15 protein-coding genes are annotated in these 17,128 nt (G+C 67.6%); 9 read left to right on the top strand and 6 right to left on the bottom strand.

The features are described from left to right. Window positions 1–240 precede the first annotated feature (240 nt). From ACO0LU_RS17470 to ACO0LU_RS17460, 3 genes are all read right to left on the bottom strand, one after another. Window positions 241–1,575 carry a DUF222 domain-containing protein gene (locus ACO0LU_RS17470; RefSeq protein WP_424792626.1) on the bottom strand — a complete coding sequence of 445 codons (1,335 nt, stop codon included), beginning with the start codon at window positions 1,573–1,575 and terminating at the stop codon, window positions 241–243. 496 nt (window positions 1,576–2,071) lie between these two features. After that, the gene (locus tag ACO0LU_RS17465) at window positions 2,072–3,214 is read right to left on the bottom strand and encodes an NAD(P)/FAD-dependent oxidoreductase (protein ID WP_424792625.1); all 1,143 of its coding nucleotides are present in this window, start codon (window positions 3,212–3,214) and stop codon (window positions 2,072–2,074) included. Between the two features lie 70 nt (window positions 3,215–3,284). After that, window positions 3,285–3,917, bottom strand: a complete 633-nt coding sequence (locus tag ACO0LU_RS17460) for a TetR family transcriptional regulator (protein WP_424792624.1) — start codon at window positions 3,915–3,917, stop codon at window positions 3,285–3,287. 136 nt (window positions 3,918–4,053) lie between these two features. Between ACO0LU_RS17460 and mftD the strand changes: the two genes are divergently transcribed. From mftD to ACO0LU_RS17440, 4 genes are all read left to right on the top strand, one after another. Then, window positions 4,054–5,289 carry a pre-mycofactocin synthase MftD gene (gene mftD, locus ACO0LU_RS17455; protein WP_424792623.1) on the top strand — a complete coding sequence of 412 codons (1,236 nt, stop codon included), beginning with the start codon at window positions 4,054–4,056 and terminating at the stop codon, window positions 5,287–5,289. A gap of 135 nt (window positions 5,290–5,424) precedes the next feature. Then, entirely contained in the window at window positions 5,425–6,444 is a 1,020-nt protein-coding gene (locus ACO0LU_RS17450; protein WP_424792622.1) for an ABC transporter permease, read from the top strand. After that, complete coding sequence (locus ACO0LU_RS17445; protein ID WP_424792621.1) at window positions 6,437–7,243, top strand: ATP-binding cassette domain-containing protein; 807 nt, start codon at window positions 6,437–6,439, stop codon at window positions 7,241–7,243. Before ACO0LU_RS17450 ends, ACO0LU_RS17445 begins: the two co-directional genes overlap by 8 nt. Before the next feature lie 2 nt (window positions 7,244–7,245). Next, on the top strand, window positions 7,246–8,220 hold the full coding sequence (locus ACO0LU_RS17440; RefSeq protein WP_424792620.1) for a sugar ABC transporter substrate-binding protein: 975 nt from the start codon (window positions 7,246–7,248) through the stop codon (window positions 8,218–8,220). A 7-nt stretch (window positions 8,221–8,227) separates the two neighbouring features. Here ACO0LU_RS17440 and ACO0LU_RS17435 read toward each other — a convergent pair whose 3' ends face one another. The 3 genes from ACO0LU_RS17435 to ACO0LU_RS17425 are packed head-to-tail and all read right to left on the bottom strand — an operon-like array spanning window position 8,228 to window position 10,973. Continuing rightward, window positions 8,228–9,235, bottom strand: a complete 1,008-nt coding sequence (locus ACO0LU_RS17435; RefSeq protein WP_424792619.1) for a Gfo/Idh/MocA family oxidoreductase — start codon at window positions 9,233–9,235, stop codon at window positions 8,228–8,230. A 56-nt stretch (window positions 9,236–9,291) separates the two neighbouring features. Next, complete coding sequence (gene iolB, locus ACO0LU_RS17430; RefSeq protein WP_424792618.1) at window positions 9,292–10,206, bottom strand: 5-deoxy-glucuronate isomerase; 915 nt, start codon at window positions 10,204–10,206, stop codon at window positions 9,292–9,294. A gap of 29 nt (window positions 10,207–10,235) precedes the next feature. Next, window positions 10,236–10,973, bottom strand: coding sequence for a GntR family transcriptional regulator (locus tag ACO0LU_RS17425; RefSeq protein ID WP_424792617.1), 738 nt, complete (start codon window positions 10,971–10,973; stop codon window positions 10,236–10,238). A gap of 195 nt (window positions 10,974–11,168) precedes the next feature. Between ACO0LU_RS17425 and ACO0LU_RS17420 the strand changes: the two genes are divergently transcribed. Genes ACO0LU_RS17420 through ACO0LU_RS17400 form a run of 5 tightly spaced genes read left to right on the top strand, consistent with a single transcriptional unit; the run spans window position 11,169 to window position 17,122 of the window. Further along, window positions 11,169–12,128 (top strand): sugar phosphate isomerase/epimerase family protein, encoded by a 960-nt coding sequence (locus tag ACO0LU_RS17420; protein ID WP_424792616.1) that lies wholly within the window; start codon window positions 11,169–11,171, stop codon window positions 12,126–12,128. 8 nt (window positions 12,129–12,136) lie between these two features. Then, window positions 12,137–13,144, top strand: coding sequence for a 5-dehydro-2-deoxygluconokinase (gene iolC / locus ACO0LU_RS17415; protein WP_424792615.1), 1,008 nt, complete (start codon window positions 12,137–12,139; stop codon window positions 13,142–13,144). Beyond that, window positions 13,141–14,103, top strand: a complete 963-nt coding sequence (locus tag ACO0LU_RS17410; RefSeq protein ID WP_424792614.1) for a Cgl0159 family (beta/alpha)8-fold protein — start codon at window positions 13,141–13,143, stop codon at window positions 14,101–14,103. The genes iolC and ACO0LU_RS17410 overlap by 4 nt, the downstream gene beginning before the upstream one ends. Continuing rightward, window positions 14,103–16,097 carry a 3D-(3,5/4)-trihydroxycyclohexane-1,2-dione acylhydrolase (decyclizing) gene (gene iolD / locus ACO0LU_RS17405; RefSeq protein WP_424792657.1) on the top strand — a complete coding sequence of 665 codons (1,995 nt, stop codon included), beginning with the start codon at window positions 14,103–14,105 and terminating at the stop codon, window positions 16,095–16,097. Before ACO0LU_RS17410 ends, iolD begins: the two co-directional genes overlap by 1 nt. Next, the gene (locus ACO0LU_RS17400; protein ID WP_424792613.1) at window positions 16,094–17,122 is read left to right on the top strand and encodes a Gfo/Idh/MocA family protein; all 1,029 of its coding nucleotides are present in this window, start codon (window positions 16,094–16,096) and stop codon (window positions 17,120–17,122) included. Before iolD ends, ACO0LU_RS17400 begins: the two co-directional genes overlap by 4 nt. Window positions 17,123–17,128: the final 6 nt, after the last annotated feature.

Here is a 17,128-nt window from a genome sequence, read left to right as displayed (position 1 = left end):
GCGTGCTGCGCCTGCGGTGCCTGCGGTGCCTGCTTGCGCGGGGGTGCCTGCGGTGCCTGCTTGCGCGGGGGTGCCTGCGGTGCCTGCTGCGCCGCTGCACAGGAATCACTCTGCATGCTGCCTGCTGCCTGCTGCACAGGAATCACTCTGCATGCTGCCTGCTGCCTGCTGCGCAGGCATGCCCGCCGCACAGGCATGCCTGTGGCCCGGCCCTGGTGAGCCGGGTGCGGGGCGGGGTAGTCAGGTGTGCCAAGTGACCCCGGTGGTGGTCACGGTGGCGGTCAAGTCCAGGCTGTGCACATAGGTGTGGTGCCGGGGGCAGAGCAACGCCCCGTTGTCCAGGTTCGTCGGCCCGCCGTTGGCCCAGTGCTCGACGTGGTGGGCATCGCACCACTGCGCCGGGATCGTGCAGGCGGGAAAGGTGCACCGCTGGTCGCGGTACCACAGGGCCCGGTGCTGTCCCTCGGTGAACAAGCGCACCTTGGTGCCCAGGTCCAGGATCTCCCCCTGCGAGCCGAGCACAGCCGGGATGACCCCGGCGTCGCAGGCCATCCGCCGAACGGTGCCGGGGGAGAGAACCTGCCCGGTGGCGGTGATGCCGGCACCCTGGGTGGTGCTGAGCAGATCTGCCAGCGGAATGGTCACCATCACCTGGGCCTTGGTCGTCTTCGGCACTCCTTCGGGGGCGGAGACTCCGCGCCGGACGACCGTGAGCAGTGCGTCCGCGCGTCGTTGTGCCGGAGTGCGCGGATCCGGGGTGTCATCCTCACCTCTGACCGGGGCGGACAAGGCTGAGACAGCAGCATCGATGGTGGCGGCGGCTTCGGGTTCGACGACCAGGGCGTACTCGGTCATCCCGTTATCGCGGGTGATGGAGTGCAGGGTGCGAAAGGCCCGGCCGCGTTCCTCCTCGCGTTCGGACTCGGTGGCCGGTTTGATGATGCGGCGGGCCTGGGACAGAATCGTGCGCAACTCCCGCTCGCTCCACCCTCTGCGCCGGACGATCGAGTGCGGATCGTGGTCCCGGCCCAGTGGGTCCCGGCTCAAACCGCGGGGACCGTGGGAGTCCCGGGCGCCCTTGTTGATCGTGCGCATGGTCGTGGCCAGCGCCTGATGCGGCGAATGGGGCGCTACCTCGCTGTGAAACCGCACGATCGTGCCGGCCCGTGACGCGGCGAGGACTCCGGCGTCGAACGCGGCGACGGTCTCCTGCAGACACTCCGTTCGGTCGGCACCCTCGGCGACCTGCTGGACGGCCTCTGCCAACCGGACGGTGGTGACGACGTGCCCCACCGGCGGTGCGGGCCCCTGCTGGGCCTGGGCCTCGGTCAGATAGTCCGCCGGCGACAGGCACCGGTCCTTGGGCAGGCCGCGCTTGAGTGTCTCGGCGGTGGCGTGGACCTCCACGCGCGCGAGTTCGTGCCGCAGTCGGTTCACCGCACCGAGCACATCGACGAGGTCGCTCTCCGTGGCCCGCCACCACTCGCCTTGAGCAAGGTCGCTCAGTTTCTCGGTGACCTGCCCCAGTGCCGCTGGCGCCTGGGTCACCGGATCGGCGACGGAAGTGGTCGACATAGAACAACCGTACTATCAGCCACTGACATTCCACCTTGATGACCGGTCGATGACACTCATCCGAGCAGCGGGTGGGACTCGTCGCGAGGCGGTGCGGCCGGCCAGGCGCCGGGCTGGTGGGGCGTTGCCAGCTGGCCGCCAGGTGCCCGGACCGGGGTTGCCCGACTGGGCGGGAATTGCAGGCTGGCCGCCAGGTGCCCGGGCGGGAGTTGCCCCCGACGTCACGGATGGCGCCGGGGTGTACCAGGGAGAAGACGGCGAAGTGGTGCAGGCCTCGATGGAGATCTGGGGCGGGTAGTTGCCGCGGACCAGGCGGTGTCGACCACCACGCCACGCACGATCACGGGCGCACCCGGATACCCCTCGGGTGCACGACGGCCGGTGCGGCCGGTGCGGCCGGTGCGGGCATTTCCGCGGCCACGTTCAAGCGAATCGGTGACCAGCGCACCGCCCTTCGCCACCGATCAACCCTTGGCCGTGACTGGTGGGCCGGTGCCTACCGGGGTGCCTGTTCACGTGACCCTGGCGTGTCCGGCCGGGACCAAGGGGTCAGTTCCGGAGCGGGTTCGCCGAGGATGGCGCGCGCCAGCGCATCACCCAGGAGTGGGCCCATTGTCAAACCGGTCGCGCCGTAGCCGGAGGCCACATAAACGTCGCCGTAGCCCGGCAGGGGACCGACCACCGGCAGGTGCTCGGGCAATGGTCGCAGCCCTACCCGGGTTTCGATGACGGTGGCATCGGCGAGCCCCGGTGCGATGCCCAGGGCGTCCTCCAACACCTGGACCTGGCCCGCGGCGGTCACGCGTGGGTCGAACCCGCTGCCGGTCTCCCGGGTAGCGCCGGCGACGACGCGGCCGGCGTCGAAGGCGACCAGGTAGTGGTGGGACAGCGGATGCACCGTGGGCCAGGTGGAGGTATCCACGCCCTGGAGTCGAAGGTGGGTGATCTGTCCGCGCTGTGGCTCGACCGGGATGGCCAGTCCGAGAGCGCCCAGTAGGTGGTTCGTCCATACCCCGGCGGCGATCACGACGGCGTCGGACTCCACGGGTCGACCATCGACGTGCACGGTGGCCGCCGGCCGGCCGCGTTCTCTTGCCTCCTGGAGATCGGCATGTCCGCGCACCAGCACAGCACCGAGGCGCTGCGCCCCATGCAGCATCCCATCCTGCAGCGTGCGGCCGTCCACCCGGCCGCCGCCGGTGATGAGGATCCCATGCAGATCCTCGGCTAGTACGGGGAAGGATGCCCGCGTCGTGCCTGGATCGAGGCGATGGACCTCGCCCGCAATCGCGCCAGCCGCAGCCACCCGGGGCCGGATGCGCTGCTCGGCGTGGTCGAGCACACCTGGGTCACGATGCACGTACAGGGCACCGGTGCGCCGGTAGTCGGTGCGCGTGACGCCGGCGTCGGCCAGTTGGTCCAGCAATCTCGGGTAGAAGGCAGCCCCGGCTGCGGCCAAGTCGTAGGAGGGGTCGTCGCTGGACGAGCCCCAGGGCGCGATGATCCCTGCCCCGGCAGCGGTGGCCTGCCCGGTGGCGCCGTTATCGATGATGGTGACGACGGCGCCCCGGCGGGCCAGCGCGAAGGCCGTAGCGGCACCGGCGATCCCTGCTCCGACGACGGTGACGCGTGCTGGCATCTCGGTCCCCCAGAGTGGTTGCAGGCTGCTTTTCTCGACCCTATGTCAGGAGGGTCGGACAGGCGGGTCGTCAAACTTCAGTGGAACGCGGCGGGTCGGAGAGTAGCCCGGTCAAGACCTCGCACACGGGCTGGAGAGCAACGTCCATCGCTGCAACGGCATCACCGTTCACGTCCTCCGGCCGGAGCCACGTGCGCAGGCGTCCTGCGTACGCGCCCTGAACGGCGCCGCCGACGGCCGCTGCATTCGGGTGATCGGGAGCGGTCTCGGTGCGTGCTGCGACGAAGTGGCTGATCTCGTCAGCCCATGCAAGCCAACGGGTGGCAATTCCCGGCCGCAGCGTCTCGGACTGGTTCTGCACCTCGAACCGCTGCAACCAGAGGTCGGCCCCGTCAACGGCCTCAGCGAATGCCTCGATGACTGCGGCGTGCACCGCCTGCATCACGGCGCGGTCGTCGGGTTGCTGCTCAAGTGCTCTGGCCAGTTGTCGGAGGTGGACGTCGAACCCCCGCCAGACGATGTCGGCCTTGGCGGGGAAGTATCGAAAGAGTGTGCTGCGGCCCACTTCACACGCTGCCGCGACCTGAGCCATCGACGTCTGGTCGAAGCCCTGCTCCAAGAACAACTCGATGGCTCGTCGCTCGATTCGTTCCGCGGAGGAGACGGTCGGACGGCCCCGTCTCCGTACCCTGGCTTCGGTCACTAGCACCCCCTCCACGTAGATATGAACATCGACATTAGGTTTTTGGTACTCGGTCCCACTATTATAAGCAATCCGCCCTCTTTCGACGTGAGCCCGTTTGAGAGGGGTTGCCGGACACTGTATTTGGAGGACTCATATGGCTAGGAAACCGATTGAGAGTTTCGCCGAGGCGCAACGTCTCGCGAAACGCAAGATGCCCAAGGCTGTTTACACCGCGCTGATCTCGGGCAACGAGAAGGGCTCGACAATCAGGCAGAACCCGGCCGCCTTCGAGCGGATCGGATGGTTGCCGCGTGTGGCACGGGAAACGCGCGAGGAACAGCCGCTGGTGCGGGAGACGGCGACCACGGCGCTGGGGATGAAACTGTCCATGCCGGTGCTGCCCGGACCGGCCGGTGCGCAGGCGATCCACCCGGAAGCCGAGGTTGCGGTTGCCAAGGCTGCGAAGGAAGCCGGCACGGCCATCGGGCTGAGTTCGTTCGCGACCAAACCGATGGAGGAGGTCGCGGCCGCCAACCCGAACTGGATGTACCAACTGTATTGGACCGGTACTCGTGACGACATTCTGTGGAGGCTGGAGCGGGCCAAGCGGGCCGGGTCCAAGGCACTCATCGTCACCCTGGATGCTACCGGCGGTGGGCTGGGACGGCGTGATTGGGGCAGTCCGTCGATCCCTAACCAGGTCGATCTGAAGGCGGTCTTCCGGTTCGCTCCGTTGGCCGCTTCGCGACCCGCGTGGATCCTGAAGTTCCTGGCCAAGGGCGGGATCCCGGATCTGGGTGTCCCGAACTCGCGAAGCAACCCCGATAGGGAGCCAGCATTCGCTGAGGTTTATGCCGAACTCATGTCCACCCCGGTACCGACATGGGCGGATGTGGAGTGGCTTCGGGAGGTGTGGGACGGGCCGCTGGTCGTCAAGGGACTCATGCGCGGCGAGGAAGCGAAGCGCGCCGTTGATGCTGGGGCGGATGCGATCGTCGTGTCGAACCACGGCGGCAACAACCTCGACAGCAGTTACGCGAGTATCCGGGTGCTTCCGGCCGTGGCGCGTGCTGTCCAGGGCCAGGCCGAGGTGTGGTTCGACGGCGGAATCCGTCGCGGAATGGACGTCGCGAAAGCCCTAGCACTCGGCGCCGACATCGTCCTGGTTGGACGATTGTGGATCTTCGGCCTGGCCGCGGGGGGTCAGCAGGGTGTGCACGACATGCTGGAAATGGTTCGCGACGGACTCCACTGGTCACTGGTCGGTCTCGGGCACCGCTCGTTCAAGGATTTGAGCCCCGATGACATCGTGGCGCCCGATGGGTTCTTCTTCGACCCGGACACCAAGACCCGGCTCGAAGACCTGGAACTGCGAAGGAGCCGCGGTTAGCCCGGGTCTACTGATCGGTCCCGCCCCCTCGACCACCGCGGCGCATTCGTCCGTATGTCTTGACAAGTCTCGTGGTCAGCGCGAAGATTGAGCGCGCACGCGGCCGTGCCCGTTCCCGACAAGGATGGGGGAGTTGTGGCAGCAGCAGCAGACCGGGACCGGTTACGGTGGGCCCTCGGTCTGGTCCGCATGGGACCAGCGCTGATGCTGCTGGTGCTGGTGGTCGCGCTGTCGATCCTCAGCCCGGTGTTCCTCACTGGCCGCAACCTGGGCAATATCGGCTTGGAGTCCTCCGTCGTGGCCCTGCTGGCGCTGGGGCAGTTGCTGGTGATCATCACCGCAGGGATCGACCTGTCCGTCGGGTCGGTGATCGCCTTCTCCAGCGTGCTCGGCGCGCTGTGGGTGCGCGAATTGGACATCGTCGATGGCTGGCTGATCATCCCGAGCATGATCGCCGGCGGCATCCTGGCCGGTGCTGTCAGCGGCACGCTTTTCGTCAAAGGCCGCCTCCCGCACCCCTTCCTGGCCACGTTAGCCATGATGATGATCGCCCGTGGCGCGGCGTTGCTGATCTCCGAGGGGCGGCCCATCACAGGGATGCCACCGGAAATCCGCGCACTGGGCAGCCTGCGAGTGCTGGGCGTGCCGATCGCGGTGTTCCTGGTCTTGGGGCTCGCGCTGCTGGTGCACATCCTGCTGTCCCGGATCACCTGGGGTCAGTGGATCTACGCCGTGGGCGCCAACCGGGAGGGAGCCAAACGGGTGGGTATCCCGGTGGACCGGGTGCTGATCTCGGTGTACGTGATCAGCGGGTTCTTCGCCGGGGTCGCCGCCCTGGTGGTCTCCGGCCAGACGAACTCGGCCTACCCCACGGCGGGAAACCTGTTGGAGTTGTCGGCGATCGCCGCGGTCATCATCGGCGGGGCGAGTTTCTTCGGCGGTCGCGGCACCGTGTTCGGTGCCCTGGTGGGCGCATTGATCCTGGGCGTGATCCAGAACGGCCTGAATCTGCTTAATATCGCCGCTGCCTGGCAGTATGTCGCCCTCGGCGTCGTGGTGGTCATCGCGGTAGAGATGGACGTGGTCCGGCAGCGGCTGGAGACCCGCCTGCGAACGGCCGAGGCCGATCATAAGGGAAGTGATGACCATGCCTGAACCCGTCGCTCAGACGGCTCCTGGCCAGGCCGCGGGCGCACCCCCGATCCTGGAGGTGCGCAATGCCTCGAAGCTGTTCGGCCCGGTGCGGGCCCTGGACGACGTCAGCATCTCTCTCGACCAAGGCCAGGTCCTGGGACTGCTGGGGGACAACGGCGCCGGTAAATCAACGTTGATCAAAGCCATCACCGGCGTCCACCGCCTCGACTCCGGAGACATCCTCATCGACGGCGAACCCGCCGTCATCCGCTCATCCAGCGATGCTCGTTCGCTGGGCATTGAGGCGGTCTATCAGGACCTCGCGCTCTTCGACAACCTGGGCGTGGTCGCCAATCTGTACTTGGGAAATGAACTGACCAAGCCGCGCGGGATGCGGGCCCTGGGGTGGCTCGACCGGAAGGCTATGGAGAAGGAAGCTCGCCGGAAACTGGACGCGTTGCAGGTGCACCTGCCCAGTTTCAGTTCCTCGGTCGGGCTGATGTCCGGGGGGCAACGGCAGGCGGTCGCCGTGGCCCGGGCGGTGGCATTCGCCACCCGGGTGCTGATCCTGGACGAGCCGACGGCGGCGCTCGGGGTGCGCGAGACCCGCAATGTGCTGGACACGATCGCCGAACTCCCGGGCAAGTACAACCTCTCGATCATCCTGATCTCGCACAACATGGATCATGTGGTCGAGGTGTGCGACAAGGCCGTGGTGATGCGGCAAGGCGGTGTGGTCGGGCACGTTGTGCCCACCGCGGAATCGATGGAAGAGATGGTCTCACTGATCGTGGGTGCCAAGAACCACCGGAAGGAATAGCCATGACACCTGGAACCAAGAAGCGTGGCATAGCACTGGCCGCCACCGCTGCTGCAGCCCTGGCGCTCAGTGCCTGTAACGGCGGTAACGGTGGTGACCCGGACGCAGTCGACATCGCCGTCGTCCTGAAGACCACCACATCGCCTTACTGGCTGCAGGTGGTGGGCGGAGTCGAAGACGCTGCTGCCGAGCACGGGGTGAATGTCACTGTGGGAGGCGCCACCCAAGAAACCGAGGTGCAGGAACAGATCGACCGGATCCAGGCGGACCTGACCCGTCAGCCGGACGTCCTGGTGGTCTCACCCACCCAGGCCGAACAACTTGAACCGATTCTGCAGAGCGCCGTGGATGAGGGCACGCCGGTGGTGCTGCTGGACACCAATATCGATGGCTGGGAGGGCGCGGAGAGTTTCATCGGCACCAACAACCTGGACCTGGGGCACGCCGTCGGGGACTTCCTCCTGGAGGAGGTGGGCTCTGGGCAGTTGCTGGTGATCCGCGGGGTACCAGGTAACCCCTCCACCGACAACCGCATCGACGGTGCCCTGGAAGTGCTCGATGGCAGCGACTTCAACGTTGTGGCCGACCTCTCCGCGGACTCCGATCGTGCTCAGGCCCGCGCGGTGACCGCCGATGCTCTCCAGGCGAACCCAGAACTCGATGTCATCTTCGCCGCCAACGACGACATGGCGCTGGGAGCCATTGAGGCGGTCCGCGGCGCCGGCTTGGACCTGGAGGACTTCTTCATCGTGGGCGTCGATGGCACCGGCGATGCGATCGACTCCATCATGGCCGGTGAACTGGATGCCACCATGGCCCAAGGCGCCTACGAAATGGGGGCACGCAGCATCGAAGAAGCGATCCGGGTGGCGGGTGGTGAGGACATCGACTCCGAGATCGCCATCGACACCACGCTGGTGACCGCGGAGAACGCCGAGGAGTTCGCGGCAAGCCTCGAAGAACAGTCCGCCGAGTAAGGCAGGGTCAGTCCCTCGCCTCCCTGCGCACCCACACGGGCGTTCCGGTGCGCAAGGAGCGCTGGGCAGCCTCTGCCACCCGAGAGGCGTCGACCGACTCAGCAGCCGTGCACGGGTTGTCTCCCGTGCGGCGCACCAACTGCACGAACGCGTCCATCTCCATCCGGTAGGCGGCAGCAAAACGATCATGGAAGGTGGTGTGCGGGGCGCCGCTGGGGAACGTGAAACCCGGCTCGGCACTGCGACCGGCGTAACTGGCGTCCAGGCCCACCTGGATTGTTCCTCGCGAGCCGTGCAACTCCAGGCGCACATCGTGCCCTGCGCCGTTGTAGCGGGTGGCGCTGACAGAGGCGAGGGTGCCGTCGGCGAAGGTCACCAAGGCCACTGCCGAATCCACATCCCCGACGTCGCCGATCGCCGGATCCCCGTTGTTCGAACCTCGGGCGAACACCTCGATGATCGGTTCGCCGGTGATCCACTGCAGGATGTCGAAGTCGTGCACCGAGCAGTCCTGGAACAGCCCACCGGAGGTTTCCAGGAACCGCAACGGGGGCGGAAACTGATCGGCAGTCAGCGCCCGGATCGTGTGCAACCAGCCCAGTTCACCGCTTCGGTAGGCCACCTTGGCGCTTTGGTACCCGGGGTCCAGGCGCCGTTGGTGCCCGATCTGCACCGTGGCACCTGCGGCCTCGATCGCCTCCAGGACCGCCACGGCCGCCTCGGTCGAGGGCGCCACCGGCTTCTCACAGAACACCGGGATGCCCGCCCCTACGGCACGCAGGATCATCGGAACGTGTTGTGCGGTGCCCACGGCGACCACCAGCCCGTCGGGGCGGGCGCCGAACAGTTCCTCGGCGTCAGCAGCCGCCGAGCATCCCAGGCCGGTGGCGAGTTGGCGTGCCCGGGTGGCATCGGCATCGGCGATGATGAGGCGGACGTCTTCCAGGGCGGAAAGATTCGCGGCGTGCATAGCCCCGATCCGTCCCACGCCGATCAGCCCGATGGTGGTCACCATCGACCTGCGCCCGCGCCGCCGTGGCGGATCGGCCTTGGCATCTGCACCTCCGAGGGTCAGCCGCGGAACGGCAGCCGGGGATCGACCGGTTCGGACTCCCAGGTGCTACGGATCCACCCGTGGTGCGGATCGTCGCTGATCAACCATTGCCGGATCGGCCCCGGGCCGGCCATCACGTTCAGGTAGTACATGTCGTGGCCGGGTGGGGTCATCGCAGGCCCGTGCCACCCGTAGGGAACCAGCACCACGTCCCCCGAGCGCACCTCGGCAATGACGTCGATCTCGCGAGCATCAGAGGCGTAGACGCGCTGATAACCCATCGCATCGGGGCCGCCCTGCGCCGCGGTGGGGATCGGCATATCCCGGGCCGTTTGCATCTCGAAGTAGTAGATCTCCTCGAGGGCGCTCTCGCCGTCCTTCTCCTCGTCGTGTTTGTGCGGAGGGTAGGAGGACCAGTTCCCGGCTGGGGTCAGCACCTCGCAGACGATGAACCGGTCGGCGTCCAACGACGTGGGTGTCCCGAAGTTGTGCACCTGGCGGGAGGCTGCGCCGGCGCCGCGCAATTCCACCGGTACCTGCGTACGGGCCACGTAACGCACCGGGTAGGCCACGGTTGCGGGGGCGCTGGCTATGGCGATGCGCCCGCCGGCCGCCGATGTGATGCGCACGGAGCGATCGATCGGGATGTAGAGGACATCGGTCGGCCCGTGGAAGACCGACGGGCGGCCCTGCAGTTCGTAGGTGCGCCCGCCCACGGTGATAGCGAAGGACCCGGACAGCGGGATCGCCAGGCGCTCCTCGGCCTGGGCCCCCAGACCCACCTCGGCGCCGGGCGCCACGTCAGCCGTGCGCAGGCCGGTGTGCTCCCAGCCCGGCACCGGCACCTGGGAGTGGGCGGTGCCCAGGTCCACCGTCCAGTGGCCGTGGCCGGTGCTTCCGGCCGGGTGAAACCATGGATTCGTTGCGGTCATGCCAATCAGCCCCTTGTCGTCTCAGGTGGTCAACTCACCAGCGTGATGTCGAAGGAGTACCGATCCGCCCGGTACAGGTGCTGGCCATGTTCGATCGCGGCGCCACGGCTGTCCAACGCCGTGCGTTCCATCCACACCAGCGCCGAGGACGGCGGGCACTGCAGCACCTGCGCCTGGTCGGCGTCGGCGATCCTGGCACCCACCCGCTGCTGTGCCATCCGGAAGTCGATCCCGGCTTTGCGCAAGAGGTTGTACAACCCGTCCCGCTCCAGTTCTTCGCGCGTCAATGGCGCGATGGCCGTGGGGATCCAGTTCTCCATCAACGCCAGCGGACGATGATCGACCAGGCGGAGTCGGCGCACATGACTAACTTGGGCTCCCGGGGCGAGTTTCAAGGTTTCAGCGATCTGCGGCGGCGCGGCGATAAGTTCGAAGGACAGCACTTGAGTCTCGGGCTGGGAGCCTTCGGCGACCAGGTCGTTGTATAAGCTGGACAGCCGTAGGTGACGACGAACCTGGGGACCGATGACCTGGGTGCCCACCCCCCGGCGCCGGACCACCAACCCGTTGCGCACGAGTTGGTCCATCGCTTGCCGCATGGTGGGCCGGGACAGGTTGTAACGCCGGGCCAGGGCAATCTCGTTCTCCAGCTTGGTTTCCGGCGGCAGCCTCCCGTCCCGGATCGCGGCCTCCAGGGCCGAGGCCACCTGGTGGTACAAGGGCACCGGCGAGGAACGGTCCAGCGTGATATCGAGCGGGACGGACATGGCGAATTCTCCTTCGATGCGCTGTCGTTAGTTTGTCATGACATCTTGCTCAGCCGACATCATCTCGGCACCCTCTCCTGAGCAATCTTTGTCTTGACAATAGGACAGTGTTATCGGAAGAGTGGGCTCCATCGCCCGGAGCCAGTTCGCCTCCGGGCAGAAGTCCTGCTGTGACCGCGGCTGAGGGAGGCCGGAATGTCGGATGCACCCACGCACATGCCCCAGGCGTCCCAGGACGGCACCGACGCGCCGCTCCTCATCGGCAGCGCACCCGACTCCTGGGGTGTGTGGTTCGACGACGATCCCCGGCAGCCGCCATGGCAGCGGTTCCTCGATGAAGTGTCGCAAGCCGGCTACCGCTATATCGAGTTGGGGCCCTTCGGGTACCTGCCCACCGATCCTGCCCGCCTCAAGGACGAGTTGGCCGCCCGGGACCTGACCGTCAGCGCCGGAACGGTCTTCACCGCCTTCCACCGCACCAGTGCCGAAGAACGCCGTGCGACCTGGCAGCAGGTGCGGGCCGTGGCCGAACTGACCCGGGCAGTCGGTGGTCAGCACATCGTGGTGATCCCCGCGATGTGGCGCGATGACGTCACCGGGAAAGCGGTGGAGTCAGATCAACTCAGCACCGACCAGTGGCAGCGCCTGTTCGACGGGCACAACGAACTGGGCACCGTACTGCACGAGGAGTACGGGTTGCGTCAGCAGTTCCACTCCCACGCCGATGCCCATGTGTGCGACCAACAGCAGATCGAACGGTTCATCGAGGGAACCGATCCCGATCTGGTGAGCCTTTGCCTGGACACCGGACACGCTGAGTACGGCGGGGCCTCCTCGGTGGACCTGATCCGCCGCTACCCGGACCGGATCGGGTACCTGCACCTGAAGCAGGTGGACCCGGAGGTAATGGAGCGGGTGCGCCGGGAGGACCTAACCTGGGCCGGTGCCAACCGGGCGGGTGTGATGGTCGAACCACCCAGCGGCGCCCCGGACCTGGCCGAGGTCATCGCCGAACTGGAGCGCCTGGATCGGGGTTTCTACTGCATCGTGGAACAGGACATGTACCCGGTGGCATCCTTCGAGACCCCCCTTCCGATCGCCACGCGCACCCGCCGATACCTGAGCAGCTGCGGCTCGAGCACCCGGATTCGCTAGGAGCCCACATGCCATATGACCTCATCACCACCGGCCGCATCAGTGTGGACATCTACCCGGACAACATCGGGGTGGGCCTGGAGGACGTCACCGAGTTCCGCAAGTACCTCGGTGGTTCCTCCACCAACGTCGCGGTAGCCGCAGCGCGGCACGGACGCCACACCGCGGTGATCACCCGTGTCGGGGACGATCCCTTCGGTATCTATTTGCAGCGGGAACTGCGCCGCTACGGGGTTGATGATCGCTGGGTGTCGGCGGTGCCGGAACTGCAGACCCCGGTGACGTTCTGCGCGATCCGGCCGCCCGAGGACTTCCCGCTGTACTTTTACGGGCGCAGCCCCTCTGCCCCGGACTGGCAGATCGACGTCGATGAGGTCGACTACACGGGCGTGCGGGAGGCCACCATCTTCTGGTCCACCCTCACCGGCATGGCGATGCCCACCTCCCGGCAAGCCCAACTCGCCATGCACCAGGCCCGGCCCCGTGCGGACCTGCAGGCCGGCCAGCACACGGTGCTGGACCTGGACTACCGGCCGATGTTCTGGCCTTCCCAAGACCAGGCCCGTGAACAGATCCAGCACCTGCTGCCCGCGGTGACCGTGGCGGTGGGCAACACCGAGGAGTGCGCGGTCGCGGTGGGGCCGGGCAGCGCCGATGCCCAGGCGGATCGACTCCTGGAGGCAGGGGTGGCCCTGGCGGTGGTCAAACGCGGCTCCGATGGGGTGCTGGCGGCAACCGCGAACGACCGCGTGTCATCCGCCCCGATCGCCGTGCGCACGGTCAACGGACTGGGGGCCGGGGACGCCTTCGGTGGCGGGCTGTGCCACGGATTGCTGTCCGGGTGGCCGCTGCGGCACGTGTTGGACTTCGCCAACGCCGCCGGTGCGCACGTGGCCGGGGAGATCGCGTGTTCCGAAGCGATGCCCACCTCCGCGCAGGTCTACCAGCGGCTGGGTGAGGCCGGCCGCCCGGTACCGGACCAAGCCCCCACCGACCCGGCACCGGCCAGGCAATGACCATGTCCGACGGCGACCCGCGGCGTTACGAGCACCTCACCGAGACCCGCCTGCATGATCCCGGCGCGGTGTTGCGCGCGGCGCAGACCCGGCCCCGCCACCCCGGGCCGCAGCGGGGCCGGCAACTGTTCATTCTCGCCAGCGACCACCCTGCTCGCGGCGCCCTGGGCGTCAAGGATGATCCGTTGGCCATGGCCGATCGGCGGGACCTGTTGGACCGGCTGCAGACTGCCCTTGCCCACCCCCGGGTCGACGGCGTGCTGGCTTCCCCGGACATCCTCGATGACCTGCTGCTGCTGGGGGCCGTGGACGGAAAACTCCTCTTCGGTTCGATGAACCGCGCCGGCCTGCCGGGTCTGGTCAACGAGGTCGACGACCGGTTCACCGGGCACACCGCTGCGGGCCTGGCCGCGATCGGTGCCGCCGGCGGCAAGATGCTCACGCGGATCGCCTTCGATGACACCCACACCACCTCGATGCTGGAGGCCACGGCCCGCGCGGTGGATGCTCTGCACCGGCACCAGATGGTAGCCATGATCGAACCGTTCATCTCGATGCACCGTCAGGGCCAACTGGTCAACGACCTATCCACCGATGCGGTGGTGCGCTCCGTGGCGATCGCACAGGGGCTCGGCGGCAGTTCGGCCCGGACCTGGTTGAAGTTGCCCGTGGTGGCGGAGATGGAGCGGGTGATGGCCGCGACCACCCTGCCCACGGTGCTGCTCGGTGGCAGCGCCGCCGCCGGCACCGAGGACATCCTGGCGACGTGGGCTCCGGCGCTGAGGCTGCCCGGAGTGCAGGGCCTGACCGCGGGCCGGGTGCTGCTCTACCCCGACGACGGCGATGTGGCCCGGGCTGTGGAGGTCGCCGCGGGGTTGCTGCGGGGTGGTGGCGCGCGGCCGGATAGTCGCGACCCTGCGAAGCCCCGAACCAGCGAGGAAGAGGAGAGGTTGCGATGATGAGGACCCGCACGATGACAGTGGCCCAGGCCACGGTGGAGTTCCTGGCCAATCAGTGGACCGTGGACATCATCGACGGCCAGCGCACCGAGGTGCGCACCATCCCGGGGATGCACGGCATCTTCGGACACGGCAACCTGGCCGGCGTGGGGCAGGCGCTGAAACAGTCCCAGGTGCACGCTCCGGGCCTGATGCCCTATCACCAGGGCCGCAACGAGCAGGCACTGGTGCACCAGGCCAGCGGTTACGCCCGGCACACCCGGCGTCGGCAGACCTACGCGGTGACCACCTCGATCGGCCCGGGAAGTACGAATATGGTCACCGGTGCTGCCGTGGCCACCACGAACAGGCTGCCGGTGTTGTTGCTGCCCTCCGATGAGTTCGCCACCCGGGCCCCGGACCCGGTGCTGCAGCAACTGGAGTTGCCCCACGATCGCAGCGCGACCTGCGCTGATGTGTTCCGTCCGGTCAGCCGCTTCTTCGACCGGGTGGAGCGGCCCGAGCAGATCTTCAGCGCGCTGCTGGCCGGGATGCAGGTGCTGCTGGATCCGGCACAGACCGGTGCGGTGACGATCTCACTGCCGCAGGATGTCCAGGCGGAGCGGATCGAGGTGCCCGTGGAGTTCCTGGCGCCCCGGCGGTGGCGGATCCGCCGACCCGGCCCCGAGCAGGTGGACATCGCCGCCGCCGTGGACCTGATCCGTGCGGCCCAGCAACCTCTGCTGATTGCCGGAGGGGGTGTGCACTACGCCTTCGCAACCGAGAAGTTGCAGAACCTGGCCCAAGCGTGCGGGATCCCGGTGGCCTACACCCAGGCCGGGGTCGGGGCGATGGCCTGGGACCACCCGCTGTGCCTGGGTGCGGTGGGTTCCACCGGTACCACCGCTGCCAACGCCTATGCCGCGCAGGCCGATGTGATCATCGGCGTGGGCACCCGGTACGGGGATTTCACCACCGCGTCCAAGACCGTGTTCCAGAACAGCGGGGTGCGCTTCGTCAATATCAACATCGGAGGGCTCGACGGGCACAAACTCGGGGCCAGCGTGCCCATCATCGCCGATGCCGGAGCAACCCTCCCGGTGCTGCAGGACGCGCTGGGTTCGGTGGGCTACCGGGTGGCGCCGGAGAGTGCGGAGTTAGTGACCCGGGAGAAGGCTCGCTGGGAGACGTGCGTCGATGAGGCGTTCGCCGGCCGGAACCAGCCGGTGCCCGCCCAGGCCGAGATCATCGGTGCGGTCAACCGGGCGATGGCCGATGAGGACGTGGTGGTCTGCGCGGCCGGGTCGCTGCCGGGGGACCTGCACAAACTGTGGCGGATCAAGGACCCCTACGGCTACCACGTGGAGTACGCCTTCTCCTGCATGGGATATGAGATCGCCGGGGGCCTGGGCCTCAAGCGCGCCGCCCTGGCCGAGTCCGCCGAAGGTGCCGGACCGGCGGCGGGTAGGGACGTCGTCGTCATGGTCGGCGATGGTTCGTACCTGATGATGCACACCGAGCTGGTCACCGCCGTGGCCGAACGGATCAAACTCATCGTGGTGCTCCTGCAGAACCACGGCTTCGCCTCGATCGGCTCCCTCTCGGAGACGGTGGGCAGCCAGCGCTTCGGCACCCGGTTCCGGTACCAGGACCCGCACACGCAGACCTTCGACGACGGCGCCGAGCTGCCGGTGGACCTGGCCACCAACGCCGAGTCCCTGGGCGTGCAGGTGCTCCGCATCCCACCAGGGCCGGCGGCGATCGAGGAGTTGGGCAGGGCCGTGACAGCAGCCAAAGCGCTACCGCAGGACAACGGCCCGGTGCTCATCCACATCGAGTCCGACCTGTACCAGGGCGCCCCGGACTCAGAATCCTGGTGGGACGTGCCGGTGGCACAGGTCTCCGACCTCGATTCCACCGCCGGCGCCTATACCCGCTACGCCCTGAACAAGGGTCGGCAACGTCCGTTCCTGGGTCCGCAGCCGGACCAGCGCAAACGCGGGGGTGAGCGGTGAGAACCGACGGCGATCTTCGGGTGGCCGTGGTCGGCACGGGCCGGATGGGTGCCAACCACGCCCAGCGACTGGCCGGCACCACCCAGCATGCCGCTGTTGGCGCCGTGGTGGATATTGACATGGACCGCGCTCGCGCGGTGGGCGCGCAGGTCAGCCGGATCCAGGCAGCACCGGTGCCGGCGTTCGCGAGCATCGAGGAGATGCTCGCGGCCGACGTCGTCGATGCGGTGCTGCTGGTTACTCCCGGGGCGCTGCACGAACGAGCGCTGGTGGATCTCATCGAGGCCGGGGTGCCGGTGCTGTGCGAGAAGCCGCTGACCCCCGAACCTGAGTCAGCGGTGCGAGTGCTGCGGGCCGAGCAGCGCGCCGGTCGCCGGTTGATCCAGGTGGGTTTCCACCGCCGGTTCGATGCCGAATACCGCCAACTGAAACAGATCGTCGATTCCGGACAATTGGGCCAGTTGCTGATGATGCACTTCCAGCACCGCAACCCCGCGGCGCCGGAGTGGTTCACCGAGGAGATGCTCATCAACGACTCGGTGGTGCACGAATTCGATGCGTTGCGGTTCTTCACCGGTGAGGAGATCACCTCAGTGCATGTGCGCACCGGGCGCAGCACCGTCAAGGGGATGATGCGTGATCCCCAGATGGTGCTGATGCAGACCTCCTCGGGCCTGTTGGCGGACGTGGAGATCTTCATGAACGCACGTCTCGGCTATCAGGTACAGGCCCAGGCGGTGTTCGAAGACGGTGTGGTCTCGGCCGGGCACCCCAGCGGGTTGCAGATGACCGCGCAGGTGCGGCAGAGCCTGGCAATCGCCGAGAACTTCTACGACCGCTTCGCACCCGCCTACGATCAGGAGGTCCAGGAGTGGGTCAACGCCGTTCGCGCCGGAGGACTCAGCGGACCCAGTGCGTGGGACGGGTACGCCACCGCGGCCTGCTGCGATGCCGGCGTGGCCTCCCAGCAATCAGGGAACAGTGAACTGGTGCACCTCATCGACCAACCCCCCTTGTACCGGTGAGACGAC

This window comes from Pseudactinotalea sp. Z1748 (assembly GCF_049725185.1).
Taxonomy (GTDB): domain Bacteria; phylum Actinomycetota; class Actinomycetes; order Actinomycetales; family Beutenbergiaceae; genus CALKWS01.
Note: the sequence above shows the minus strand (reverse complement) of the source record. Positions and strands in the feature narration are given on the sequence as shown.

Bases quoted from the DNA above. Each gene is read 5' to 3' on its own strand.
- mftD (WP_424792623.1), top strand. From the start codon at position 4,054: ATGGCTAGGAAACCGATTGAGAGTTTCGCCGAGGCGCAACGTCTCGCG.
- ACO0LU_RS17410 (WP_424792614.1), top strand. From the start codon at position 13,141: ATGACCATGTCCGACGGCGACCCGCGGCGTTACGAGCACCTCACCGAG.
- ACO0LU_RS17445 (WP_424792621.1), top strand. From the start codon at position 6,437: ATGCCTGAACCCGTCGCTCAGACGGCTCCTGGCCAGGCCGCGGGCGCA.
- iolC (WP_424792615.1), top strand. From the start codon at position 12,137: ATGCCATATGACCTCATCACCACCGGCCGCATCAGTGTGGACATCTAC.
- ACO0LU_RS17425 (WP_424792617.1), bottom strand. From the start codon at position 10,973: ATGTCCGTCCCGCTCGATATCACGCTGGACCGTTCCTCGCCGGTGCCC.
- ACO0LU_RS17440 (WP_424792620.1), top strand. From the start codon at position 7,246: ATGACACCTGGAACCAAGAAGCGTGGCATAGCACTGGCCGCCACCGCT.
- ACO0LU_RS17435 (WP_424792619.1), bottom strand. From the start codon at position 9,235: ATGGTGACCACCATCGGGCTGATCGGCGTGGGACGGATCGGGGCTATG.
- ACO0LU_RS17470 (WP_424792626.1), bottom strand. From the start codon at position 1,575: ATGTCGACCACTTCCGTCGCCGATCCGGTGACCCAGGCGCCAGCGGCA.
- iolB (WP_424792618.1), bottom strand. From the start codon at position 10,206: ATGACCGCAACGAATCCATGGTTTCACCCGGCCGGAAGCACCGGCCAC.
- ACO0LU_RS17465 (WP_424792625.1), bottom strand. From the start codon at position 3,214: ATGCCAGCACGCGTCACCGTCGTCGGAGCAGGGATCGCCGGTGCCGCT.
- iolD (WP_424792657.1), top strand. From the start codon at position 14,103: ATGAGGACCCGCACGATGACAGTGGCCCAGGCCACGGTGGAGTTCCTG.
- ACO0LU_RS17420 (WP_424792616.1), top strand. From the start codon at position 11,169: ATGTCGGATGCACCCACGCACATGCCCCAGGCGTCCCAGGACGGCACC.